Origin of the sequence: Streptomyces californicus (assembly GCF_000717645.1) — a bacterium.
In the GTDB taxonomy this organism is placed as follows: domain Bacteria; phylum Actinomycetota; class Actinomycetes; order Streptomycetales; family Streptomycetaceae; genus Streptomyces; species Streptomyces californicus.
Map to the genome: position 1 here is coordinate 19,244 of NZ_JNZZ01000033.1, position 25,523 is coordinate 44,766.

General features: G+C 70.2%; 17 protein-coding genes. 4 read left to right on the forward strand and 13 right to left on the reverse strand.

The window, feature by feature from the left end; translation table 11 throughout:
- Positions 1 to 11: 11 nt before the first annotated feature.
- The 11 genes from IF19_RS0130585 to IF19_RS0130635 form a co-directional block, all read right to left on the reverse strand.
- Positions 12 to 989 (reverse strand): ABC transporter permease, encoded by a 978-nt coding sequence (locus tag IF19_RS0130585; protein WP_030112235.1) that lies wholly within the window; start codon positions 987 to 989, stop codon positions 12 to 14.
- Entirely contained in the window at positions 982 to 1,905 is a 924-nt protein-coding gene (locus tag IF19_RS0130590) for an ABC transporter permease (RefSeq protein ID WP_030112234.1), read from the reverse strand. The genes IF19_RS0130585 and IF19_RS0130590 overlap by 8 nt, the downstream gene beginning before the upstream one ends.
- A 138-nt stretch (positions 1,906 to 2,043) precedes the next feature.
- Positions 2,044 to 3,678 (reverse strand): peptide ABC transporter substrate-binding protein, encoded by a 1,635-nt coding sequence (locus tag IF19_RS0130595; RefSeq protein ID WP_030112233.1) that lies wholly within the window; start codon positions 3,676 to 3,678, stop codon positions 2,044 to 2,046.
- 164 nt (positions 3,679 to 3,842) lie between these two features.
- Entirely contained in the window at positions 3,843 to 4,985 is a 1,143-nt protein-coding gene (locus IF19_RS0130600; protein ID WP_030120365.1) for an ABC transporter ATP-binding protein, read from the reverse strand.
- Positions 4,978 to 6,036 carry an ABC transporter ATP-binding protein gene (locus IF19_RS0130605; protein ID WP_030195350.1) on the reverse strand — a complete coding sequence of 353 codons (1,059 nt, stop codon included), beginning with the start codon at positions 6,034 to 6,036 and terminating at the stop codon, positions 4,978 to 4,980. Before IF19_RS0130605 ends, IF19_RS0130600 begins: the two co-directional genes overlap by 8 nt.
- 11 nt (positions 6,037 to 6,047) lie before the next feature.
- Entirely contained in the window at positions 6,048 to 7,001 is a 954-nt protein-coding gene (locus IF19_RS0130610) for an ABC transporter permease (RefSeq protein WP_030112227.1), read from the reverse strand.
- Positions 6,994 to 7,923 carry an ABC transporter permease gene (locus IF19_RS0130615; protein ID WP_030112226.1) on the reverse strand — a complete coding sequence of 310 codons (930 nt, stop codon included), beginning with the start codon at positions 7,921 to 7,923 and terminating at the stop codon, positions 6,994 to 6,996. The genes IF19_RS0130610 and IF19_RS0130615 overlap by 8 nt, the downstream gene beginning before the upstream one ends.
- Positions 7,924 to 8,051: 128 nt before the next feature.
- Complete coding sequence (locus tag IF19_RS0130620) at positions 8,052 to 9,668, reverse strand: peptide ABC transporter substrate-binding protein (protein ID WP_030112225.1); 1,617 nt, start codon at positions 9,666 to 9,668, stop codon at positions 8,052 to 8,054.
- Between the two features lie 705 nt (positions 9,669 to 10,373).
- Positions 10,374 to 12,248 (reverse strand): translational GTPase TypA, encoded by a 1,875-nt coding sequence (gene typA, locus IF19_RS0130625; protein ID WP_030112224.1) that lies wholly within the window; start codon positions 12,246 to 12,248, stop codon positions 10,374 to 10,376.
- Between the two features lie 367 nt (positions 12,249 to 12,615).
- On the reverse strand, positions 12,616 to 15,054 hold the full coding sequence (locus IF19_RS0130630; RefSeq protein ID WP_030112223.1) for an ABC transporter family substrate-binding protein: 2,439 nt from the start codon (positions 15,052 to 15,054) through the stop codon (positions 12,616 to 12,618).
- Between the two features lie 492 nt (positions 15,055 to 15,546).
- Complete coding sequence (locus IF19_RS0130635) at positions 15,547 to 16,287, reverse strand: S1 family peptidase (RefSeq protein WP_167398097.1); 741 nt, start codon at positions 16,285 to 16,287, stop codon at positions 15,547 to 15,549.
- A 417-nt stretch (positions 16,288 to 16,704) separates the two neighbouring features.
- On the opposite strand from IF19_RS0130635, the gene IF19_RS0130640 reads away from it, so the two are divergent.
- Positions 16,705 to 18,336 carry an amidase family protein gene (locus IF19_RS0130640; RefSeq protein ID WP_030112221.1) on the forward strand — a complete coding sequence of 544 codons (1,632 nt, stop codon included), beginning with the start codon at positions 16,705 to 16,707 and terminating at the stop codon, positions 18,334 to 18,336.
- A 49-nt stretch (positions 18,337 to 18,385) separates the two neighbouring features.
- Here the strand turns inward: IF19_RS0130640 and IF19_RS0130645 are convergent, their stop codons facing one another.
- On the reverse strand, positions 18,386 to 19,084 hold the full coding sequence (locus IF19_RS0130645) for a response regulator (RefSeq protein WP_170757292.1): 699 nt from the start codon (positions 19,082 to 19,084) through the stop codon (positions 18,386 to 18,388).
- Positions 19,085 to 19,134: 50 nt separating this feature from the next.
- The gene (locus IF19_RS0130650) at positions 19,135 to 20,325 is read right to left on the reverse strand and encodes a sensor histidine kinase (protein WP_030112219.1); all 1,191 of its coding nucleotides are present in this window, start codon (positions 20,323 to 20,325) and stop codon (positions 19,135 to 19,137) included.
- Positions 20,326 to 20,572: 247 nt separating this feature from the next.
- On the opposite strand from IF19_RS0130650, the gene IF19_RS0130655 reads away from it, so the two are divergent.
- From IF19_RS0130655 to IF19_RS0130665, 3 genes are all read left to right on the forward strand, one after another.
- Entirely contained in the window at positions 20,573 to 22,834 is a 2,262-nt protein-coding gene (locus tag IF19_RS0130655) for an MMPL family transporter (RefSeq protein ID WP_030112218.1), read from the forward strand.
- Positions 22,835 to 22,932: 98 nt separating this feature from the next.
- A complete protein-coding gene (locus IF19_RS0130660) occupies positions 22,933 to 24,078 on the forward strand; it encodes a serine hydrolase domain-containing protein (RefSeq protein ID WP_030112217.1) in 1,146 nt (381 codons plus the stop codon).
- Positions 24,079 to 24,324: 246 nt separating this feature from the next.
- Positions 24,325 to 25,518, forward strand: coding sequence for a PP2C family protein-serine/threonine phosphatase (locus IF19_RS0130665; RefSeq protein ID WP_030112216.1), 1,194 nt, complete (start codon positions 24,325 to 24,327; stop codon positions 25,516 to 25,518).
- The last annotated feature ends 5 nt before the right edge of the window (positions 25,519 to 25,523 follow it).

The following is a 25,523-nucleotide window of genomic DNA, read 5'->3' on the forward strand; positions in this document are numbered from 1 at the left end:
CAACCGGCTCCTCAGCGCAGCTTGGGGTCGAGGGCGTCGCGCACCGCGTCGCCGAGCATGATGAAGGCGAGCACGGTGATCGCCAGCGCCCCGGCGGGCCAGAGCAGCATGTGCGGGGCGTTGCGGACGTAGTTGGCGGCGGCGGAGATGTCGATGCCCCAGGAGACGGCCGGGTCCTTCAGTCCGACGCCGAGGAACGAGAGGGTCGCCTCCAGGGAGATGTACGTGCCGAGCGCGATGGTCGCCACGACGATGACGGGCGCGATGGCGTTCGGGGTGATGTGGCGCAGCATCATCCGGGAGTTGGAGGCGCCGAGGGCGCGGGCCGCCTGCACGTAGTCGTTCTGTTTGGCGGTGATGACCGAGCCGCGGGCGATGCGGGCGATCTGGGGCCAGCCGAGCAGGACGATGAAGCCGACGACGGGCCAGACGGTGGAGCTGGTGACGACGGAGAGGAAGACCAGGCCGCCGAGGACGACGGGGATGCCGAAGAAGACGTCGGTGAGGCGGGAGAGGATCGAGTCCCACCAGCCGCCGAAGAAGCCCGCGAGTCCGCCGAGCACGCTGCCGAGGATCGCGACGCCGAGGGTGGCGCAGACGCCGACGGTCACCGAGGTGCGGGTGCCGTGGACGACCCGGGTGTAGACGTCGCGGCCCTGCGGGTCGAAGCCGAAGGGGTGGCCGGGTTCGGAGCCCTTCTGGGCGTCGTCCAGGTTGGCCTGGAGGGGGTCGCCGCTCGCGATGAGTCCGGGCCAGATCGAGATGACCACCAGGAAGAGGATGACCAGGGCGGAGATGATGAAGACCGGGTTGCGCCGCAGGTCGCGCCAGGCGTCCGACCAGAGGCTGCGGGGCTTCCCGGAGGGCCCGGTGCCGTCCGGGCCCCCCGGGTTCTTCTCCAGGCTGGCGCCCTCCTCCAGGGCGAGGTCCATCGGGCCACCGGTGCCCGCCGGGGAGATCGCTCCGTCCGATGACTGCGGCTCAGGCATAGCGGATCCTCGGGTCGAGTACGGCGTACAGGAGGTCGACGATCAGGTTGGCGGCCAGGAAGACGAGGACCAGGATCGTGACGAAGCCGACGACGGTCTGGGAGTTCTGGCGCAGGATGCCCTGGTAGAGCTGGTAGCCGACGCCGTGGATGTTGAAGATCCGCTCGGTGACGATGGCCCCGCCCATCAGGGCGCCGACGTCGGTGCCGATGAAGGTGACGACGGGGATCAGCGAGTTGCGCAGCAGGTGCCGTACGACGACCCGGCGGCGGGGCAGCCCCTTGGCGACGGCGGTGCGTACGTAGTCGGCGCGGGCGTTCTCGGCGATCGAGGTGCGGGTGAGCCGGGTGACGTAGGCGAGCGAGACCGAGGCGAGGACCAGGCCGGGGACGAGCAGCTCGTCGAAGGTGGGGTCGGCGGAGACCGAGGGTTTGATGATGCCCCACTTGACGCCCAGGAGGAGCTGGAGCAGCAGGCCGGTGACGAAGGTCGGGATGGCGATGACGACCAGCGTGAGGATGAGGACGGTGGTGTCGACGGGCCGGCCGCGCCGCAGGCCGGTGACGACGCCGAGGGTGATGCCGATGACGACCTCGAAGACGATCGCGACGACGGTGAGCCGGATCGTGATGGGGAAGGCCGTGGACATCAGCTCGGTGACCTTCTGCCCGTTGAACGCGGTGCCGAAGTCGCCGGTGAACACGTTGCCCATGTAGGTGAGGTATTGCTGCCAGACCGGCTTGTCGAGGCCGAACTCGGAGCGCAGCCGGGCGGCGGTGGCGGGGTCGCACTGGCGGTCGCCGCAGAGGCCGGCGATGGGGTCGCCCATCACGTTCACCATGAGGAAGATCAACAGCGTGGTGCCGAAGAAGACGGGGATCATCTGCAGCAGCCGCCGGATCACATAACGTCCCATGAGGGGCTCCGGGGGTCGGGTCGAGCGGTACCGGGCGGGTGGGGCGCGGAGGTACGAGCACCGTGCGGGGCACGGGGTGCGCGGACGGCCGGGCGCCGGTGTGTCGGGGCGTCCCGGCCGTCCGCGTCGCTCAGCGCGTCACTTGACGGTGATCTCTGAGTAGACCGGGACGCTGAACGGGTTCAGCGCGACGTTGTCGACCCGGTCCGAGTAGCCGGCGCTGCCGTTCTGGTACCAGAGCGGGATGACCGGCATCTGCTCGACGAGGACCTTCTCCGCGTCCTGGAAGGTGGTGACGGCCTTGGCCTTGTCGCTCTCGGCGTTCGCCTTGTCGATCAGGTCGTCGAACTTCTTGTCGCTCCACTTGCCGTCGTTGGACGGGGCGTTGGTGTAGTAGAGCGGCTGGAGGAAGTTCTGGATGAGCGGGTAGTCCATCTGCCAGCCCGCGCGCCAGGCGCCGGAGAGCTTCTGGGTGGAGACCTGGGCGCGGAAGTCGGCGAAGGTGCCGACCGGTCCGCCGACGCACGCCTTGTTGTTGCCCATGACGTTGTTGATGCTATTGCAGACGGCGTCGACCCACTCCTTGTGGGAGCCGGTGTCCGCGTTGTACGAGATCTTGAGCTGGCCGCCGGGGATGCCGCCGCCCTCGTCGATCAGCTTCTTGGCGGCGGCCTTGTCGTACGTGCACTCCTTGCCGCACAGCCCCTTCTTGAAGCCGCCGTCGTCGCCGAGTACCGGGGAGGTCCAGTCGGAGGCGGGGGTGCGGGTCTTCTGGAAGATCTGGTCGGTGATCTGCGCCCGGTTGATCGCCATCGACAGGCCCTGGCGGACCTTGCGCGCGTCGTCGGTGTCCCACTCCTTGTCGTAGAAGGGGAAGGCCAGGGTCTGGATGATGCCGGCGGGGGTGTTGATGTACCGGTCGCCGAGGTCGGCCTCGACGTTGCGGAGCTGGGAGGCCGGCACGTCGTCGACGAGGTCGAGGTTGCCCGAGGTCAGGTCGCTGTAGGCGGTGTTGTTGTCGGTGAAGACCTTGAGGTCGACGCCGCCGTTCTTCGCCTTGTCGTCGCCCGGGTAGTCGTCCCACTTGCGGAGCTTCATCGACGAGCCCTTGGCGTACGAGTCGATGGTGTACGGGCCGTTCCCGACGGGCTTGGAGAGCCAGGCGTCGTGGTCGTCGTAGAACGCCTTGGGCAGCGGGACGAAGGCGCTGTAGCCGAGGGTGTCGGGCCACAGGGAGAACTTCTGGGTGAGCTTGGCGGTGAAGGTCAGGTCGTCGACGACCTTCAGCCCGGACAGGGTCTCGGCGGAGGCGGAGCCGGACTCCGGGTGGACCTTGTCGTAGCCCTCGATGTACTGGAAGAAGTAGGCGTTCTTCTGGTTGTTCTTCAGCGCCGCGCCGTAGTTCCAGGCGTCCACGAAGGACTTGGCGGTGACCTTCTCGCCGTTGGAGAACGTCCAGCCGTCCTTGAGCTTGACCGTGAAGTTCTGGGAGTCCTTCGTGTCGATGGACTCGGCGATCATGTTCTTGGCCTCGCCGGTCTTCGGGTCGTAGCGGATCAGTCCGCGGAAGACCATGTCGAGGACCTTGCCGCCCTGGACCTCGTTGGTGTTGGCGGGCTCCAGCGGGTTCTGCGGGTCTCCCCAGGAGGAGCTGACGATGCCGTCGGCACCGCCGCCGCCGCTGCCACCGCCGTCACCGCCGCCGCAGGCCGTCGCTGCGAGGGCGACGGCCACCGCACATGCGGCCCACCTGACCTGTGTGGCTCCGCGCATGAAGTGCCTCCTAGAGTCATCGAGTAGCTCAATGCCTCATATCACCCCATAACGCCACGTACCGCATGCGGGGTTGCCCCGTACGGGCACGGCCGCGGGCGGACGCGACGATGCCCGGCCCCCTCCGAGGGGGGCCGGGCATCGTCGTCGGAGAGCGGAAGCGGTTACGCCGCGTTCACGACGTCCTTCTCCTCGGCGAAGTGGCACGCCGACTCGTGCGCGGCCGGGGTCCTGCCCGCCACGAAGCGCTCCGGGATCGCCAGCAGGGGCTCCTCCGTCGCGCAGCGCTCCTCCGCCTTCCAGCACCGGGTGCGGAAGCGGCAGCCCGAGGGCGGGTTCGCCGGCGACGGAACGTCACCGGTCAGGATGATCCGCTCGCGTCCCTCGCGGGCCGTCGGGTCGGGGACCGGGACCGCCGACAGCAGCGCCTGGGTGTAGGGGTGCGTCGGGTGGTCGTAGATCTGGGTGTCCGTGCCGATCTCGGCCATCTTGCCGAGGTACATCACGCCGACCCGGTCGGAGATGTGCCGGACGATGGACAGGTCGTGCGCGATGAAGACGTAGGACAGGTTGAACTCGTCCTGGAGCTTCTCCATCAGGTTGATGACCTGCGCCTGCACCGACACGTCGAGCGCGGAGACCGGCTCGTCGCAGATGATGATCTCCGGGTTGAGCGCGAGGCCGCGGGCGATGCCGATGCGCTGGCGCTGACCGCCGGAGAACTGGTGCGGGTACCGGTTGATGTACTCCGGGTTCAGGCCGACGACGTCCAGGAGCTCCTGGACGCGGCGGCGCCGGTCGCCCTTCGGGGCAACCTCGGGGTGGATCTCGAAGGTCTCCCCGATGATGTCGCCGACCGTCATACGCGGGTTCAGCGAGGTGTACGGGTCCTGGAACACCATCTGGATGTTGCGGCGCACGGCCTTCAGCGCGCGGCCGGACAGCTTGGTGATGTCCTGGCCCTTGTAGAAGACCTCGCCGGCGGTGGCCCGCTCCAGCGTCATCAGGAGCTTGGCGACCGTGGACTTGCCGCAGCCGGACTCGCCCACGATGCCGAGGGTCTCCCCGGCGTACAGGTCGAAGGAGATCCCGTCGACGGCCTTGACCGCGCCGATCTGCTTCTTGAAGAGGATGCCCTGGGTCAGCGGGAAGTGCTTGACCAGGTTGCGCACCTGGAGGATCGGCTCACCCTGGCTGACGGGCGCGTCGATGGCGGCTACGGCCTCCGCCTCGGTCGCGGCGTCCACGGTCTCCACGTCGGAGACGTTGGGGGTGGCGTCCACGGGCTCCTTCTTGAGCTCAGCCATGGATCGTCTCCTTCCAGAAGTGGCACGCGCTGCCGCGGCCGACCAGCTCGGCGCCGTCCGGCTCGGTCACCGGGGCGAGCGGCGGAACCTCGGTACGGCAGATGTCCTGTGCCTTGGGGCAGCGGGGGCTGAAGGCGCAGCCCGCGGGGATACGCGTCAGGTTGGGCGGGAGGCCCTTGATCGCGTACAGCTCCTGGCCCTTCTGGTCCAGGCGCGGGATGGAGTCCAGCAGACCCCTGGTGTACGGGTGGGCCGGGCGGCTGTACAGCTCGCCGACCGGGGCCGTCTCCACGATCCGCCCCGCGTACATCACGGCGATCTTGTCCGCCACGTCGGCGACGACGCCGAGGTCGTGGGTGATCAGGATCAGACCCATGTTGTACTCGCGCTGCAGCTCGGCCAGCAGGTCCATGACCTGGGCCTGCACCGTCACGTCGAGCGCGGTGGTCGGCTCGTCCGCGATGATCAGGTCCGGCTCCAGGGCCAGCGCCATGGCGATCATGATGCGCTGGCGCATACCGCCGGAGAACTGGTGCGGGTAGTCCGAGATCCGGGCCGCGGCGGCGGGGATCTTGACCTGGTCCATCAGCTCGATGGCCTTGGCCTTGGCGTCCTTGCGGGACAGGCCCTGGTGGACCCGGAACATCTCGCCGAGCTGGTAGCCGACGGTGAGGACCGGGTTCAGCGAGGAGAGCGCGTCCTGGAAGATCATCGCGATCTTGCGGCCGCGGATCTTCCGGCGCTCCTCGTTGGACATCTTCAGCATGTCCTGGCCGCGGAAGAGGATCTCGCCCTGCGTGATCTTCCCGGGCGGCATGTCGAGGATGCCCATGATGGTCTGCGCGGTCACGGACTTGCCGGAGCCGGACTCGCCCAGCACCGCGAGGGTCTCGCCGGCGCTGACGGTGTAGTTCACACCGTTGACCGCCTTGGCCACACCGTCGCGGGTGTGGAACTCCACGTGCAGGTCACGGACGTCGAGCAGTGGACCGTCGCCACTCACGGACTCCCGCGGTGCGGGAACGTGAGCCGTCTTGTCGATGGTGGTCACGAACGCCTCCCTCAGCGCATCTTGGGGTCGAGGGCGTTGCGGACCGCATCGCCGAACATCAGGAAGGACAGCACCGTGATCGAGACCATCACCGACGGGATGATCAGGACGTACGGGGCGTTGCGCAGCTGCGCGGACGCGGCGGACACGTCGATGCCCCAGGAGACCGTCGGCTCGGCGAGGCCGATACCGAGGAAGGACAGCGTGGCCTCGGCGGCGATGTAGCCGCCGAGCGCGATGGTGGCGACCACGATCACCGGAGCGATGGCGTTCGGCAGGATGTGCCGCGTCAGGATCCGGGTGGTGGAGGCGCCGAGCGCCTTGGCGGCGACCACGTAGTCGGCCTGCTTGATCGTGATGACCGAGCCGCGGGCGACACGGGCGATCTGCGTCCAGCCGAGGAAGGACAGCGACAGGATGACGACCCAGACCGAGCGCTGCTCGAAGCTGGTCAGGATGACCATGGCGCCGACGATGAAGGGGACGCCGAAGAAGATGTCGGTGACCCGGGACAGGATCGTGTCGATCCAGCCGCCGAAGTAACCGGCGATCATGCCGATGATCAGGCCGAGCACGGTCACCGCGATGGTGACGACCACGCCGACCATGATGGACGCGCGGGCGCCGTAGATCAGACGCGCGTAGATGGAGCGGCCCTGGCCGTCGTACCCGAGCCAGTCGGGGGCGAAGAAGTGGCCCCAGTTCGGGTGCTGCAGGTAGTGCTTGGCCAGGTCGGCGTCGCGGGGCGAGGCGCTGGTGAAGAGGCTCGGGAAGATCGCCATGACGACGAGCAGGAGGATCAGCACCATCGAGATGAGGAAGAGCGGGTTGCGGCGCAGGTCGTGCCAGGCGTCCGACCAGAGGCTGCGCGGCTTGCCGGGAGCCGGGCCGCTGTCCGTGACCGGCGGTGCGTCGACGGCGGCGGCCGGAGCGTCGGTGCTCTTGAGTGCGGTGGTGTCAGGCATACCGGATCCTCGGGTCCAGGACCGCGTAGAGCAGGTCGACGAGCAGGCTGCAGACGAGATAGACGACGACGAGCAGGGTCACGACGCCGACGACGGTGGCTCCCTCACGCTTCTTGAGGGCCTCGAAGACGAGGCTGCCGACGCCCTTGATGTTGAAGATGCCCTCGGTCACGATCGCGCCGCCCATGAGGGCGCCGATGTCGGTGCCGAGGAAGGTGACGACCGGGATGAGCGAGTTACGCATCAGGTGGACGCCGATGACCCGGCGGCGCGGCAGGCCCTTGGCGACCGCCGTGCGCATGTAGTCGGCGCGGATGTTCTCGGCGACCGAGGTACGGGTGAGGCGGGCCACGTACGCGAGCGACAGGGACGCCAGCACGATGGCCGGCATGATCAGCTCGCCGTTGGTGGGTTCGAGACTCACGTTCGGCTTGGCGATGCCCAGCTCGAACGCGACGAAGTACTGCACGAGGAAGCCCAGCACGAAGGACGGCATGGAGATCAGCACCAGCGTCAGACCGAGCAGACCGCGGTCCCGGATGGACTCGGCCTTCAGGCCGGCGATGATGCCGAGGGAGATTCCGGCGACGACCGTGAAGACGAAGGCGAAGATCGCCAGTCTGACGGTGATCGGGTAGGCCTCGGAGATGACTTCGGCGACCGGACGCTGCGTTCCGATCTGCTGGCCGAAGTCGCCCTGGAACAGGTTGCCCAGGTAGTTCAGGTACTGCAGCCAGATCGGCTTGTCGAGACCTAGGCTCGCCTTCATGGCGGCGATCTGCGAAGCGTCTACATGCTGCTCACCGGCAAGCGCTCTGACGGGGTCGCCGGGCAGTGCGTACATCATCAGGAAGACCAGCAGGGTCGACCCGAGGAAGACCGGGATCATCTGGAGCAGTCGTCGTGCGACATAGCGCCCCATGGGTGCCTCCGTGTGGGGATAACTGCGGCGCGGGGGCCGCCTCTTCGCAGAGACGACCCCCGCGCCTCCGACCGCACTGAGGGGCAGTACGGCCGGATGACGGCCAGTTGGGGAATGACCCGCAGGCGTTACTTGGTGGTGACGCCGGTCAGTTCGAGGTCACCGTGGAAGTCGACCTTGACGTTGTCGACGTTCTTGCCGTGGCCGCCGTTGATGGCGTAGTACCAGAGCGGAATGGCCGGCATCTTCTCGACCAGCTTCTTCTCGACCTCCTGGTAGGCGGCGACGGACTCCTCCAGCGAGTCGGCCTTGTCGCCCTTGGCCATCAGCGCGTCGACCTCCTTGTCGTTGAAGCGACCGTTGTTCGACTCCGCCTTGGAGTGGTAGAGCTCCTTGAGGAAGTTCACGTTGACGGGGTAGTCGGCCACCCAGCCACCGCGGTAGAAGCCCTTGACCTCGTCGTTGTCACGCGCTTCGAGGTCGGTCGGGAAGTCCGGCTTGGCGTCGCCGGTGCACTCGACCCCGGTGGCGTTGCGGATGGACTCGCAGACAGCGGTCACCCACTCCTTGTGCCCACCGTCGGCGTTGTACTGGATGGTGAACTTGTTCTCCGGGACACCGCCGCCGGCCTTGATGAGCTCCTTGGCCTTGGCCGGGTTGTACTTCAGGATGTCCGAGTCGAGCGTCTGGTTGCCCTTGACCTGCGGGGGCGTGAAGCTCGTCGCCGGGATGCGGGTGCCGTTCAGGACGGTCTTCGTGATCGTGTCACGGTCGATCGCCATGGACAGACCCTGGAGGACCTTGGGGTCGATGTCCTTGAACGACTTCGAGTAGAACGCCGGCACCAGCGTCTGGATCGCGGCGTACGGCTGGTCGATCGCACCGTCACCGAGGTCCGTCTTGTACTTCGGGAGGTCACGCGGGCCGACCTGGCGGATCATGTCCAGGTTGCCGGAGATGACGTCCTGGTACGCGGCCTCGACGGTCGAGTAGTTCTTGAACTGGATGCCCTTGTTGGCAGCCTTGTTCGGACCCTGGTACTCGGGCCAGGCCCTGACCTGGATGAGCTTCTTGTGGGTCCACTTCTCGAACGTGTACGGGCCGTTGCCGATCGGCTTCTGGCCGAACGCCTTCGGGTCGTCGTAGAAGACCTTGGGCAGCGGCGCGAAGGTCGCGTAGCCGAGCTTGTAGTTGAAGTACGGGACCTTGTCGGTCAGCTCGATCGTGAAGGTGGTGTCGTCCACGGCCTTCAGACCGGACATCTTGTCGCTCTTCGGGTCACCCTTCTCCGGGTGGACGTCCGCGTAGCCCTTGATGTCGGAGAACCAGAACGCGTTCTGCTGGGCGTTCTTGACGTTGGCGTACCAGTTCCACGCGTCGATGTACGACTGCGCGGTCACGGCCTCGCCGTTGTGGAACTTCCAGCCGGCCTTGAGCTTGACGGTCCAGGTCTTGGAGTCCTCGGTCTCGACGGACTCGGCGTTCGTGAGAACGATCTCGCCCTTGTCGTCGAAGTCCAGCAGCTGTGTGAACAGCGACTGGATGACGTAGGAGCCGTTGCTCTCGTTCGTGTCGGCCGGCATCAGAGGCTTCTGGGGCTCACCGACGTCGATCGAGACGTATCCGGCGGGCTGGCCCGACGTGTTCTTCTTGCCACCGTCGCTGTCGCCACCGCCACAGGCAGTCGCGGCCAGGGCGATGACGGCCGCTCCCGCGACCCACTTGGCGCTCTTGGCACCGCGCATGGGTTTCCTCCTCATGAGTCCACTTTTGACTACAAGAAGGGCACTGGAGAGATTCACCGACACCCCTGACGGTGATCGTTCAGTGCCCCGAGTGTGCTCGTGAGTCGGCACTCCCCACAGTGCGTGACCCATTGACCCGAGCTCAATGGAGCCAACTATTGAGTACGACCGGGCTGTAAACCACACTTAAAGGGTCTCGGTTTGACAACATCAGACCGGCCCGTGTGCCCGAAATCCGGACAAAGCGATCCCAGACAGACACGCCCGAAACGGACTGTTAACACATGTTCCGGAGAGCGACCCCCGATATCCGGACACCGCGGTCAGGAAAAACGATTGACGAAGGCCCGGCCCTCCACAGTCTCCGTGGCGGGCCGGGCCTTCTGTCAATGCCTGGGCTGACACACCGTCCGATGAGGTGACGGTACGCACGGAGACCTTCGCATACGGAGCGTACGGCTCCGGCGCCGGGCCGAACGGGGCGAAGCGGGTGAACCCGCCCTCCGGGGCTCCCAGGGGCCCTCACGGGGCCGCCGGGACGCCGTCCGCGGGGCGGCCGCAGGGCGGGGGCGCCGGGGCCGCACGGGATGCCCGGCACCGTATGCCGACGCGTCCGGCACCGCACAGGGCGCCCGGCACCGCACGGGAGCCCGCGCCCCGTCGAACGCGGGGCGCGGGCTCAGGTACCGCTCACGGCGGGAAGGGTCAGCCGTGCTTGGCGCGGGAGGCGGCGCGGCTGCGCTCGCGCTGGTCGAGGACGACCTTGCGGATGCGCACGGTCTCCGGGGTCACCTCGATGCACTCGTCCTCGCGGCAGAACTCCAGGGACTGCTCCAGCGACAGCTTGCGGGCCGGGACCACGTTCTCGGTGGTGTCCGCGGAGGCCGCACGCATGTTGGTGAGCTTCTTCTCCTTGGTGATGTTGACGTCCATGTCGTCGGCGCGGGAGTTCTCGCCGATGATCATGCCCTCGTACACCTCGGTGCCGGCCTCGGTGAAGATGACGCCGCGCTCCTGGAGGTTGACCATCGCGAACGGCGTGACCGAGCCCGCGCGGTCCGCGACCAGCGAACCGTTGTGGCGGGTGCGCAGCTCGCCGAACCACGGCTCGTGGCCCTCGAAGATGGAGTGCGCGATGCCGGTGCCGCGGGTCTGGGTCAGGAACTCCGTACGGAAGCCGATGAGGCCGCGGGACGGGACGATCCACTCCATGCGGACCCAGCCGGAGCCGTGGTTCGTCATGGTCTCCATGCGGCCCTTGCGGGTCGCCATGAGCTGGGTGATGGCGCCGAGGTGCTCCTCGGGCGAGTCGATCGTCATGCGCTCGATGGGCTCGTACGTCTTGCCGTCGATCTGCTTGGTGACGACCTCGGGCTTGCCGACGGTCAGCTCGAAGCCCTCGCGGCGCATCTGCTCGACCAGGATGGCGAGCGCCAGCTCGCCGCGGCCCTGGACCTCCCAGGCGTCGGGGCGCTCGGTGTCCAGGACGCGGAGCGAGACGTTACCGATCAGCTCGCGGTCGAGGCGGTCCTTCACCTGGCGGGCGGTGACCTTGTGGCCCTTGCCGCCCTTGCCGACGAGCGGCGAGGTGTTGGTGCCGATGGTCATGGAGATGGCGGGCTCGTCGACCGTGATCAGCGGCAGCGCGATCGGGTTCTCCGGGTCGGCCAGCGTCTCGCCGATCATGATGTCCGGGATGCCGGCGATGGCGCAGATGTCACCGGGGCCCGCCACCTCGGCCGGCTTGCGGGTGAGCGCCTCGGTCATCAGCAGCTCGGTGATGCGGACGTTGGACATGGTGCCGTCGCGCTTGATCCAGGTGACGGTCTGGCCCTTGCGCAGCTCGCCCTGCTCGACGCGGCAGAGCGCGATGCGGCCGAGGAAGTTGTCGGCGTCCAGGTTGGTCACGTGGGCCTGGAGCGGCGCGTCCGCGTCGAACTCGGGGGCCGGGACGTGCGCCAGGATCGTGTTGAAGAACGGCTCCAGGCTGTCGCTGTCCTGCGGGACGGTGCCGTCCTCGGGCTTGGTCAGCGAGGCCACGCCGTCACGGGCGCAGGCGTAGACGATCGGGAACTCGATCTGGTCCTCGTCCGCGTCCAGGTCCAGGAACAGGTCGTACGTCTCGTCGACGACCTCGGCGATCCGGGAGTCGGGGCGGTCCGTCTTGTTGATGCAGAGGATGACCGGCATCCGCGCGGAGAGCGCCTTGCGCAGCACGAAGCGGGTCTGGGGCAGCGGGCCCTCGGAGGCGTCGACGAGCAGCACGACGGCGTCCACCATCGACAGACCGCGCTCGACCTCGCCGCCGAAGTCGGCGTGGCCGGGGGTGTCGATGATGTTGATCGTGATCGGGTCCCCGCCGTCCTTGGGGTGATACTTCACCGCCGTGTTCTTGGCGAGGATCGTGATGCCCTTCTCACGCTCCAGGTCGTTCGAGTCCATCATGCGGTCGTCGAGCGACTCGGCGGCGTGCGCGGCGAAGGAGCCGGCCTGCTTGAGCATGGCGTCGACCAGGGTGGTCTTGCCGTGGTCGACGTGGGCGACGATGGCTACGTTACGGATGTCGTGGCGCGTGGGCATGGGTGGCTTGAGCTTCTCTCGGATCGTGGGATCAGGCGTCTCAGTCGGTCTTCGAGTCCTCGTACGCCCGCCGGGCGGCACGCCACGGCTCGTCCCATGGTACGGGCCCGGGGCCCACCGGGCTTCCCGGGCTGATCCGCGGAAGCGGTCTTCCCGTGTGATTCACACGATATTCAGCCGGTGTCAAACAACTGTCGGGCCATCGAAGTGGCCGAAAAACGCGGGCGGAGCTGTGGGGGGTGAGGAGCGGTGACGCGATGAACGGCCCGGGTCAGGGCAGACACCACACTGCCCGCCGGCGGAACCGGCGGGCAAGGGTTTTGAGGGGTACTTGAGCTTCGCGGGGTGCGGGTGTGGTAGTTGGCCGCTACTTCTTGCGGTCTGCGGAGGAACCGGCGGCTTGGCGGTTCTTGAACCCGATGTCCTGGTAGCGGGGGGCCGCGAACCCGAACGCCCCGACGTTCGCGAGCTTCTTGTCGACGGCGACGAGCTGCGGACGCTGGTAGAGCGGGATCGAACCGGCGGCGGCCCAGATCCGGGCGTCGGCCTGCTTCATCAGGTCCCGCGCGGCCTTCTCGTCCAGTTCCCCGGCGGCGCGGTCGAAGAGCTGGTCGATGTGGTCGGTGCCGACCCGGGTGTAGTTCTGCTCGACCAGGAGCGATCCGTCGGTGGCGGGCTCGGGCTTGGCGTAGATGGGGCGGCCGTCGGTGGCCGGGTAGGCGGAGGCGGGCCACGAGTAGAGCGCCAGGTCGTAGACGCCGGAGGCGATGTGGTCCTTGAAGTAGCTCTCGTCGGGGACCTTGGTGATCTCGGTGCCGATGCCGATCTTCTCCAGCATCGCCGCGATCTTGTCCCCGACGGTGCGCAGCGACTGGGAGCCCGGCCCGGAGGGGAGCACGAAGCGCAGGGTCAGCGCCTTGCCGTCCTTGCCGAGCTGCCCCTTGGCCGCGGCGGGCGCGGGGGCGGGGGTGCCGGCGGGGGCGTACGCGCCGGCGGCTCCGCCGGGCTGCTTGTCCTGGGCGGCGACGGCCCCGTCCTCGCCGAGGACGGCGGCGGCCTGGCGGAGCAGCGCGGCGCTCTGGAAGGCGGCGTGCCGGGCGGGGGCGAGGGCGGGAACGGCGGACGTGCCGGTGGCGGCGGGGGCGTGCGCGGCGGGCTTGTCGTCCTCGCCGACGATGTAGAGGCCCTCGTCGCGGGAGGCGGCGGAGTCCTCCTCGTCGCGGGACGCCTTGTCGGCCTTGCCCTCGTCCTTCTCGGCGTCCTTGTCGGTCTTCTCCGCGTCCTTGTCCGCGTCCTTGTCGGTCTTCTCGGCGTCCTTCTTCTCGGCGCCCCCGGTGGTCTTCTTCTCCTCGCCGGTGTCCGCGTCGGCGCCGTCCTCGCCCGCCTTCTCGCCCTTCTTCTCCGCCTCGCTGCCGGCCTTGGTGTCCTTGGGCTGCTGGAGCGCGCCGCCCCGGGTCCAGCCCGCGTCGGCCAGCAGGGCGCGCGCTTCCTTCTCGTTCTGCTCGCCGAGCGCGCCGCTGCCGTCCGCGTAGCCGGGCTGCCCCGCGAGGGCGAGGTGGCTGCCGAGCGGCTTCGCCGGGAGCCCCAGCGGGCCCAGCACCGTCCGCGCCAGCTCCTCGCGGTCCAGGGCGCGGGCCACCGCGCGGCGGACCCGGTCGTCGGCCAGCGGTCCTGACTCGCCGTTCAGTGCGAGCTGGGTGTAGGCGGGCTCCAGGGACTTGCGCACGGCGAAGTCGCGCAGCGCCTTCTGCTCGGCGGCGTACGCGAGGACGGCCTTGCGGTTCTTCGCCCGCGCGGCCTGCTCGGCCTCGGCGGCCTTCTCGTCGCTGCCGTGCGCCACGGCGTACGAGTACAGGGCGGCGGCGGGCGAGACGTCGGCGCCGGGGCCGTGCGTGAGCGGCTGGCCGTCGCCGCCCCGGTCGCGGCGGGCGAGCGTGATGCGGTCGGCCGTGGACGGGTCGACGTCGGCGACGTCCACCGTGCCGTCCGTGAGGGCCTTCGTACGGTCCTTCGGGGCGACCGCCCGGAAGACGAGGGTGTCGAGCTTGGCCTTGTCGCCCCACCAGCGCGGGTTGCGGGCGAGGGTGACCGTGCCGTCGGCCTTGCTGACGCCGCGCAGCACAAACGGCCCGGCGGTGTTCTTGAGGGTGGTGCGCGCGCCGTCGTTGAAGGTCTCCGGGGAGCCGGTGATCTCCTTCGGGTACAGCGGCGAGAACAGCGAGCGCCAGTCGCCGTACGGCTTGGAGAAGGTGACCCGCACCTGGAGGTCGTCCGCGCCGCGTTCGATCTTCTCGATCCGCTCGTAGCCGGAGTTGCGGGCGGTCCAGAACGCGGAGTCCTTGCCCCGCAGGGCCCGCCACTGGGCGACGAAGTCGGGGGCCCCGATCTCGCGGCCGTCGCTCCACACCGCCTGCTGGTTGAGCTTGTAGAGCACGACCTGCTTCGGCTCGCGTTCGATGACCTTCGCGGACTCCAGGTAGTCCGGGTTGAGCCGCGGCTGCCCGGCCTTGTCCATCGGGAAGAGCGTGGGGAGCAGGGCTTCGGTGACCCGGGTGGTGGCGCTGTCCGCGTCCGCCTGGAAGGCGTTGAAGGTGGCGGGGAGCGCGTCGATCGCCCAGTTCACCGTGGACCCGTCGGCGACCGCCTGGCGCGCGGTGGGCGCGATGTCCTGGGCCACCCCCCGGGGGGCCTCCTCGTCGCCGGAGCTGCACCCCGCCAGCACCGGGATCGTGAGGACCCCCGTCGTGAGGAGCGCGAGCGTGCGGCGCTTGCGAACCGTCCCGCGCGGGACGCCGACGTGGGACATGGCTGTTACCTCCGGGGCCGGCCCGGACCACCCCGTACCGGAATGGACCGGATAGTGCGTATGTGGTGGCATTTGCAGTTGATCACACTGATTCCTCCGCCCACTGAAAACGCCCCCTCGCGCGAGGGGGCGCAGACACGGCGGGCCGGGGCCGCAAGCTCACCCGCCCGGAGGAACGTTCCGCCGGGCCGCCCCCGCACGGGAACGCCGACCGGCTGTCAGCCGGGCACGGTGGCGGAGGGCGGGTGCCGACGACCCGCGCGGTGGGAGGCGGAGGGAACGCCGTACTCCTTCTCGAACTGCTCCGGGGCTGCGTCATGGACGCGCCGGGCGTCCGAGGGGGAGGAACCACCATCGGACGAGGGGGACGCCCGCCTGTGCGCATGGGCGAGTGGGGCCCCGGGCCGGGGTGCTACGCCTTCCGGCCGCGTCACGGCGCCTCCACGCTCATGGCGAGCCCGTGGGGCGGGGCACTCCGTGCGACGCCCCGGATCAGGGGTGGCGGCGTATCACCTGACGGATCCAGTCCGCGTGGGCGGGCACGCTGGAGTAGAGCCCCGGGCCCTCGCCGCACCGTACGCCGGGGGCGCCGGGGCCGGAGGTGATGCCGACGAGTTCCCAGCGTCCCGTCCGGTTCCGCTGGAGCTGCGGGCCGCCCGAGTCGCCGTTGCACGCCATGGCGCCGGGCACCTGGCTGGTGGTGCACAGGCGCGTGTGGTCCGCGTAGCCCGGTGCGCAGTCGGAGACCGCGCCCCGGCGGGTGTCGAGCTGCTGGAGCCGGTCGGGGAAGTCCCAGGGAGCGTCGGGGGCGTCGTCGGTCCTGCCGAAGCCCAGGATCCGCGTCGGGGTTCCCGGCCTGCCCGGCCGGTCGGCGATCCGGACGGGCTTCTCCTGGACCGGCCGGTCCAGGAGGACCAGAGCGACGTCGTCCCGGTTGGGCCCGGTGTCCTCACCGTTCCTGTAGCCCGTGTGGGAGACCGTCTTCGCGATGGACCGGACCGTGCCTCCGGAGTCCTTCCATTCGCTTCCGACCCGGACGGTACCGTCCAAGGTGACCAGCGTCGGGTCCACACAATGCGCTGCGGTGAGCACCCATCGGCGGTCGATCAGCGCTCCCCCGCAGACTCCTTTGAACGTGTCGTCCTCCACTCCCGTCACCGGGATCGACACCATGGACGGGTAACGCTGCGTGGAGTTTTCTCCGTTGACGATGGCCTGGGCGTTCCCGGTCATCACGGCGGTGCATGCCGCCGCTGCCAGGACACCTGCGACGGCGCGCGCCCACGTACGGGGCGAGGACTTCGAACTGAACACTGGGTTCTCCGATCGGTGAGCATCTTGCTGCCTGCTCAGCCTCCGGGATCGGGACAAGCCCATCCATCCGGCCCGCACGTCTTTTCGGGGTCCCGTTGGCAGGACCGTTCGAAGGGGGAAAACCCCACCACGCGTGGCCGGTGTGGACGCGGCCCGCCGCAGCTCCTACCGGAGCCTCCCCCCGAGGTCCCAGAACGATGCGCTCGGTTCAGGAGCCCGCTCACTGCCGAAGGCCACGTCGCCGAACCTACTGTTCCTGCTCCACGAAGTCGTACGACGCGTCGCCGACGGGCCCCGACCGCACGAAGGCCGCGCGTTCGGAAGCAAGGAGTTCCTGTGAAACCGACCCTCCGGGCCACGCTGCGCCGCGCCGCCGCGGTCGCCGCGGCGACCGGTCTGACCGCCTCTCCGGCAGCGCAGGCCGCGCAGAACGACCGAGCCGAGCCCCGGCCCGCCATGGTGCGGGCGGCGCACCTGGAACGGATGACCATTCCCGACATCCAACGGGCCATGGACCGCGGCCGGTTCACGTCGCAGCAACTCACCGGCCTCTACCTGGAACGGATCCGCGCGCTGAACCCGCTGCTGAAGGCCGTCGTGACGGTCAACCCCGACGCGGTGGCCATCGCCCGCGACAGCGACCGCAGGCGTCGTGCCCACGGGGCGCGGGGACCGCTGGAAGGCGTCCCTGTGCTGCTGAAGGAGAACATGGACACCGCCGACCGCCAGCCGACCACAGCCGGGTCGACCGCTCTCCTCGGCGCTCGGCCGCGTCAGGACGCGGAGGTGGTGAGACGGCTGCGTGCCGCCGGAGCCGTGATTCTCGGCAAGGCGAACATGACGGAGTGGGCCAACTTCCGTGACCCGTACGCCGTCGCGGGTTGGAGCGCGGTCGGCGGGCTGACCCGTAACCCGTACGTCCTGGACCGCAGCGCCGCCGGGTCCTCCAGCGGATCGGCGGCCGCGGTCGCCGCGAACCTGGCCACGGTGGCGCTCGGCACCGACACCGGAGGCTCCGTCGTCGACCCGGCGGCCATGACGTCCACCGTCGGTGTGCGCCCCTCCCTCGGGGTGGCCGGCAGGACCGGCATCGTGCCGATCTCGTCCCGTCACGACACCCCCGGGCCCCTGGCCCGCAATGTCACCGACGCCGCGCTCACCCTGTCCGTGATCAGCGGCCCCGACCCCGCCGACCCCGACACCAACTCCGCCGAAGCCCTGCCGGCGGACATCGGCTCCGTTCTGGACGCGGACGCGCTCAGGGGAAAACGCATCGGCGTCTGGCGCACGGGGCACACCGGTGTGGACCGTGACGTCGACCGCGTATTCGAGGCGACGGTACGCGAACTGCGGGCACAGGGCGCGACCGTCGTGGAGGGAGCGGACGTGACCGAACCGGAGGAACTCCTCGGCCACCTCCTGCCCGCCCTGCTCTCCGAGTTCAAGCACGACGTCAACGCCTACCTCGCCGCGACTCCCGGTTCCCACCCGAAGAGCCTGGCCGGTCTCATCGCCTACAACGAGAAGCACCGCGCCGTGGAGCGCATGGACTGGTTCGGCCAGATGTACTTCACGGAGGCGCAGAGGAACGGCGTCGGTCTGGAGGACCCGGGGTACCGGGCGCACCGGGTCGCCGCCACCGCGCTCGCCCGCCGCTCGATCGACGACGTGGTGGAGTCGAAGAGGCTGGACGCGATCGTCACCCCCACCGCCCTGCCCGCGCCGCCTGTCGATCACCAGGCCGGTGAAGGGGACACGAGCCCGTTCGTCAGTACGACCAACAGCTCCGTCGCCGCCGGTTACCCCCAGATCAGCGTCCCCGCCGGGTACACCGCCGAGGGGCTCCCGCTCGGTGTGACCTTCCTCGGTACGAAGGCGAGCGACGCCGCGCTCCTGGGCTACGCGTACGCCTTCGAGCAGGGGTCGCAGGTCCGCAGGACACCTCGCTACCTGCACGGCGCCGGCTGAGCGCACCGCCTGTGGCGAAGGAGGAGACCGCCCTCGCCGACCGCCGCCGTCAGGCGCGCTCGCCCGCCCTGATCAGCCCGGCCTCGTAGGCGGCGATCACCGCCTGCGCCCGGTCGCGGACCTGGAGCTTCGCGAAGAGCGCGGTGATGTGGTTCTTCACCGTCGACGGGCTGATGAACATCTCGGCGGCGATGCCGGCGTTGTCCAGGCCGGTGGCGATCAGCCGCCACACCTCGCGCTCGCGCGGCGTCAGCTCGTCCAGGACGCCTGTCGCCCCGGCGGCGGACCGCGCCGGGCCGCGCGGGGCGGTCACATACGAGGAGATGAGGCGGGTGAGCAGGCGCGGGGCGACCACCGCCTCACCGGTGTGGACCACGCGCAGGGCGGTGACCAGCTCCTCGGGAGAGACGTCCTTGGGCAGGAAGCCGCAGGCGCCCGCGCGCAGGGCGGCGACCACGTGGTCGTCCATGTCGAACGTGCTGAGAGCGAGCACCCGGCAGTCTGGCACCTGCTGGGTGACCTGTGCGGTGGCGGCGATGCCGTCCAGGACCGGCATACGGATGTCCATGATGACGACGTCGGGCCGCAGTCGGCGCGCGAGTTCCACGGCCTGTGCTCCGTCAGCGGCCTCCCCGACGACCTCGACGGTGGGTTCCGGCCCGAGCATGAGCACCAGACCGCGCCGCACGAGGAGTTGGTCGTCGGCGATCAGTACCCGGATGGGTGGGGGGCCCGCCGCACCCGTCACGCTCCCCGCGCCCGCCTCTTCCGCCGCGCCCGAACCGTCCGTCGTCCCGCTCACCGCAGTGCTCCTTCTTCTTTCGGCAGAGGCAGCCGCGCCGTCACCAGGTAGCCGCGTTCTTCGCAGCGGCCCGTCCACAAGGACCCGCCGTGCAGCGCGACGCGTTCACGCATGCCGATCTGGCCGTATCCGGAGCCGGCCGCAGGTCCGGGGCCCCCCGGCTTCTCTGCTCCGTCGTCCCGTACGTCCACCACCGTCTCGTGGTCACCGTAGGTGAGGCGTACGTGTGCGCGGGCACCGTTCCCGCCGTGCTTGCGGGCGTTGGTCAGAGCCTCCTGCACGACGCGGAACACCGTCAGCTGCATGCCTTCCGGCAGCTCACGGGGGGCGCCCCGCACCTCGAACCCGGTGGGCAGCCCCGCCTCGCACGACTCGGCGACGATCCGGTCCAGGTCCGCGACCCCCGGTTGGGGAGCGGTCGACGACCCCCGCGCCTCGCCGTCGGTCCGCAGCACGTCGAGGAGTTCCCGCATCTCGTGCAGTGCCGTGCGCCCGAGTCCCTCCAAGGTGACCAGGGCGTCCCGCGCGACCTCGGGGTTCCGGTCGAGGTTGGCCCGGGCGCCGCCCGCCATCAGCTGCATGGTCGTGACGTGGTGGGCGACGATGTCGTGCATCTCCCTGGCGATACGGCGGCGTTCGTCGGCCACGGCCCGCTCGGCGAGCAGCCTGCGGTGGGCGTCGACCTCCTGCTGCCAGCGGTTCATCCCCAGCCCGGCGGCGACCACGAACAGCACGGCCGCGCCGTTCCCCGCCAGCTTCAGCAGCGAGCCCTGCGACCAGGGTCCCCACGCGGTCAGGGGCAGGACGGCGGCCACCAGGACCGCGGGCACGTACACCGCCGCGCCCCGGACGCGCACGACGGAGTAGAGGGCGACGATCATCGAGGCGTTGAGCCCCTGGCCCACCGGCCAGCTCACATGGACGGTGAGGCCGAGGACCAGGACGGCGGCGAACGTGAGCACCGGGGCCCGTCGGCGCGCGAGGAGCGCCAGCCCGGACACCGTCATCAGCAGGCAGCCGGTCACGGGGACGAAACCCTGTGCGTCCTGGCTGCTGAGAGTGAAGCCGATCAGGTCGAGGGCCGCAGCCCCGACGGCGACGAGGGCGTCGTTGCGGGTCCAGGGCGGGGCCTCGCCGAAGCGCGGCATGCCGCGCTTCCCGGCGGGCTCGGCGTCGGCCGTGGGCATCGTGTTCCTTCCTCGGCCCCGTCCACGGCGCCTCATCCACCATTCTCCCCGGGTTCCCGCCGAGGACGTGGGGCCCCAGGACGATACCGGCCTGGGAGCAGGGTCCCGGTCCGGGTCGGTACGGCACCCCGCTCCCCCCTCGCATCTCGTTCCCGGCTCCGAGGATCCGGCGCCTTCGCGCTGATGTGCTGGAAGCAGGCCGGGCTCCCGGCACGATCCCACTCCACTTCTCTGCCGGAGGCATGCTGTGATCCGCGCCCTGACCGGGTTCTCGACCCGTCATCCCTGGAAGGTCATCGCCCTGTGGTCGGTGATCGGCATCTTCCTCACCGTGGTCGCCGGAGCGCTGATGCCCCGCGCGATGCAGGCGCAGACCGGCGACTTCCTGCCGAAGGGCTACGACTCGGCCGCCGCCCTCCGCACCGCCGAGGAGAGGTTCGGCGTGACGTCCGACGCCGGCGTGTTCACCGTCCTGGTCGGCAGGGCGGACGGCGAGGCGCTGACCGGCGCCGACGAGAAGGCCGTCGCGTCCGTGGCGGAGGAGCTGGGCGGCCGCCGCGTGACGATGCCGGACCCGCGGGACACCCCGAGCACGAGCGACGACCAGATCCCCTTCCTCGTCACGGACTACTCGCAGACACCCGAGGTCCACGTGAGCATGACCGCTCCGGACCGCGCCTTCACCCTGCTGTCGGTGCGCCTGGAGGGCAACACCGTCGACCCCGGCATGCACAACCTGTTCCGGGCGTTCCGCGAGCACGCCGAGGACGCCTTCGCCGAGGTGCGTCTGCGGACCGGGTTCACCGGCGGCCTCGCCGACCAGGTCGACACCCGCGACGCCGAGGAGCCCACCCAGCGCATTGTCGGCATGCTGATGCTGGGCCTGATCGTCCTGGTGAACGTGCTGGTCTTCCGCAGTCTGTGCGCCGCGTTCGTCCCGCTGCTCGCGGTGACCGTCGTGGGCGGTGCGGCGACCGGCGTCATCGTCGGCGGCGCCCTCCTCACCGGCACCTCGCTCGACACGTCGACACCCAGCATGATCAGCGTCGTCCTCATCGGCATCGGCGTCGACTACTTCCTGTTCCTGCTCTTCCGCTTCCGCGAACTCCTGCGGGACCGCCCCGACGCGCCCCCGCGTGCCGTCGCCGCCGAGGTCGGGGCCCGCGTCGGCACCGCCGTCACCTCGGCCGCCCTCACCATCGTGGCCGCCTTCGCCACCCTGGGCATCGCGACCTACGGGGGGTTCCAGGTGCTCGGTCCCTCCGTCGCGGTGGCCGTCCTCGTCATGCTCCTCGCCAGTCTCACCCTGATGCCCGCCCTCCTCGCGGTCACGGGCCGCCGCATGTTCTGGCCCTCCCGCGCCCTGGAGCGCACGCCCCGCCCCGGGCTCGCCGGGCGCACCGGTGACTTCGTATCCCGCAGGCCGCTGGCCGCACTCCTCGCCTGCACCGCTCTGCTGGGCGCGCTCGCGGTGGGCATGCACGGCATCCGGATGGACTTCGGTCAGGGCGCGACCCCCCGGGAGACGGAGGCGGCCGCCACCGCCTCCGAGATCGCCAGGGCCCTTCCGGCCGGCGTGTCCGACCCCGCCACCGTCTATGTCACGGCCCCCGAGGGCGGCAGCGTCACCCCCGGGGCCCTGGGTGCGCTCTCCGGCGAACTGGCCCGGCTCAACGGCGTCGGCGAGGTCGGTGAGCCCGTCCTCAACGGACAGGGGGACGCCGCCCGCATCGACCTCTACCTGACGTCGGAGTCCCAGACGCAGGCGGCCCGGGACCTGGTCTCGGGCCCGGTGCGCGACACCATCGCGGCCCACACTCCCAAGGGCCTCGAAGCCCATGTGGGGGGCACGGCGGCGATCTTCGCGGACCTCTCCACCGCTGTCGACGAAGACCTGAGGAAGGTCTTCCCCCTGGCCGCGGGCCTGATCGCCCTGATCCTGCTCGTGCTGCTGCGCAGCGTGCTCGCCCCCGTCGTCCTGCTGCTCTCCGTGGGACTGTGCTTCGCCGCCACGCTCGGCGCGTCGACCCTGGTCTTCCAGCACGCCCTGGACGGGCCCGGCGTCAACTTCGTCCTGCCGCTCGTGCTGTTCCTCTTCGTCGTCGCGATCGGCACCGACTACAACATCCTGATCAGCGACCGCATCCGCGAGGAGATGGAGGGCCCGCGCCGGGCCCGGGACGCCGTCGCCCGCGCCGTACGCCACACCGCACCGGCCATCGCCACCGCGGGCATCGTCCTCGCCGCGTCCTTCGGCAGTCTCGCCGTCGGCTCGAACGCCTCCACCCAGCAGATCGGCTTCGCGACGGGCCTCGGCATCCTGCTGTCGGCGTTCGTCCTCTCCGTCGTGCTCGTCCCCGCCGCGGCGGCGCTGCTGGGCCGCCGCATCTGGTGGCCGGTTCGCCCGCGCGGACACCGCGACCACGGCACCCTCCCGGAACCCGCCGCCCCGGTGGACACCGCGGGAGAGCACCGCCCGGGTCCCCTCCCCGTCCCGTCCGGGCGCTGACCGCCTCCTTCCCCCCCCAGACGCCGGCCTGCGCACGCACGCGCCGGGCCGCCCCGACCCCCCCGAACCCCCGAACCCCCGAACCAAGGGAGTCATCCATGTCCGTGTCCACCCGGGCCGCGTTCCGCGCGGCCACCCTGAGCGCGGTCGCCGCCGTCGCCGCGAGTCTCCTCAGCACTCCCGGCGCCGCCGCGGCATCCCCCGCCCGCACCCCCGACCCCGTGCAGCGGCAGTTGGAAGCGATGGTTCACGACGGCGACGCCCCCGCCGCCCTCGCCCACGTCGTGAAGGCCGAAGGCACGGCACGGCACTACACCTCCGGCATCGGCAATCTGGCGACCGGTGCCGCCGTGCCCCGCGACGGCTCCGTCCGCATCGGCAGCAACACCAAGGCGTTCACCGCGACGGTCGTGCTCCAGTTGGCCGGTGAGGGCGGCATCGCCCTCGACGAGCCGGTGGACGCGTACCTGCCGGGACTGCTGCGCGGCGACGGCATCGACGGGCGGTCCATCACGGTCCGCCAGCTCCTCCAGCACACCAGCGGACTGCCCGAGTACCTGGACCAGCACGCGGTGCTCACCGATCCGCGCCGCTACTACGAGCCCCGGGAGCTCCTCGCCCACGCCCTCGACCGCCCGGCCGACTTCGCACCGGGGGCCCGGTGGGCCTACAGCAACACCAACTACCTCGTCGCCGGACTGCTCGTGCAGAAGGTCACCGGCCGGCCGCTGGGCGAGGAGATCCAGCGGCGGATCACCGACCGCGTCGGCCTGCGGCACACCTACCTGCCGACCCCCGGCGACATGACCCTGCGCGGCAGGCATCCGCACGGCTACCACCGGTCGGCCGCCGACGGCGCCTGGCGCGACTACACCCGCCTGGACCCGTCGTGGGGGTGGGCGGCGGGCGGCATGATCTCGACCAACAGCGACCTCAACCGCTTCTACGCCGCGCTCTTCTCCGGCCGGCTCCTCGCTCCGGCCCAGCTCGCCGAGATGCGCAGGACCGTCCCCGTCGACGCCGAGGGAGCGGCCCCCGGCACCCGGTACGGCCTCGGCGTCCAGAGCATCCCGCTGAGCTGCGGCGGCCGGTACTGGGGCCACGGCGGTTCCCTCCCCGGCTTCAGCACGTACGGCGGCGTCACCGCGGACGGCAGAGCGGTGAACGTCACCCTCACCGCCCTGCCGGACCGCAGGACCGCTTCGCGGGCGGCCGACACGGTGGACACGGCGCTGTGCCACTGACGTGAACCTCCGCCGGGTCCCCGGCGCACGTGCCGGTGTGCCAGGGACGCGGCGGAGCGGCTGACGCAATGCGGGGCGGCGCGGTCCCGCCGCTGAGGGGCCCTCGGACGCGGGAGCGCGATACCGATGAGCAAAAAACTCATGTCCGATATCAAACAGTGCATACGGATACATCCACCCGGTTTCTCGAATTGATGCGGTGAGCGGAGCGCCAGAGGGCACAAGTTTCATCAACTTGAGGAGGCTGTGGTGAGTGACAGGACGGGACTGGCCGCAGTGCTGGCGGCCGCGGAGAAAGCCGCACCGGTGGATTCTCTCGACGTCGTGGCGCGCGACCTGCGGAGCCGGTTCGGCGCGCGGTCCGTGTCGTTCCTCTTCGTGGACGTGGTCGGCAACCGGCTGCTGCGGGTCAACGACACGGCCGACGGCTCCCGGGAGGACCGCACCGAACGGGTCCCCCTGGCCGGCAGCGGCATCTACGACAAGGTGCTGCGCTCGCAGAAGCCGGTGCGGGTCGAGCAGGACGGGCGCGGTCAGCGGGTCCTCGCGCCCGTCACCAATCGCGGTGACGCCATCGGCGTGCTGGAGCTGTTCCTCGACACCGTCACGGAGGACGTGCTGAGCCGGGTCGAGGAGGCCGCGCACGCGCTGGCGTACATCATCGTCACCGACCGCCGCTTCACCGACCTCTACCACTGGGGCAACCGCACCACGCCGGTCAGCCTGGCGGCGGAGATCCAGCGCCAGCTCCTGCCCTCCGCCCCCTCCTGCGACGCGGCCGAGTTCTCCCTGGCCGGGGCGCTGGTCCCGGCCTCCGACATCGCCGGGGACACCTACGACTACAGCCTCGACAACAACGCCCTCCACCTGTCCGTCACCGACGCCATGGGCCACGACGTCAACGCCTCGCTCATGGCCACCCTCGTCGTGAACGCGTCGCGCGGCGCCCGCCGGGCGGGGGCGGAACTGACGGAGCAGGCCCGCCAGATGCACCAGGCCCTCCTCGACCACGGGAACAGCACGTTCGCCACCGGCCAGTTGCTGCGCATCGCCCTGGACGGGAGCCGCGCCCAGCTCGTCAACGCCGGCCATCCGCGCCCGCTCCGGCTGCGTGACGGCACGGTCGAGGAGGTCGCGCCGAAGGTCGACATGCCCTTCGGCTTCCCGCCGCAGGGCGCGTACCAGGTGCAGGAGCTGGATCTGCGCCCCGGCGACCGCCTCCTGCTGTACACCGACGGCGTGCAGGAGCGGGAGGCGGCGGCGGTGGACCTGCCCGGAATCCTGCTGCGGACCGCGGCGGAGCACCCCCGGGAGGTGGTCCGCGCGATGGTCACGGCGGTCGCCGACGCGTACGACGGCCACGCGCCCAAGGACGACGCCACCGCCCTGTGCCTGGACTGGCACGGCCCGGACGGCGGGGCACGGGCCGCGGCCAGGTAGCTTCC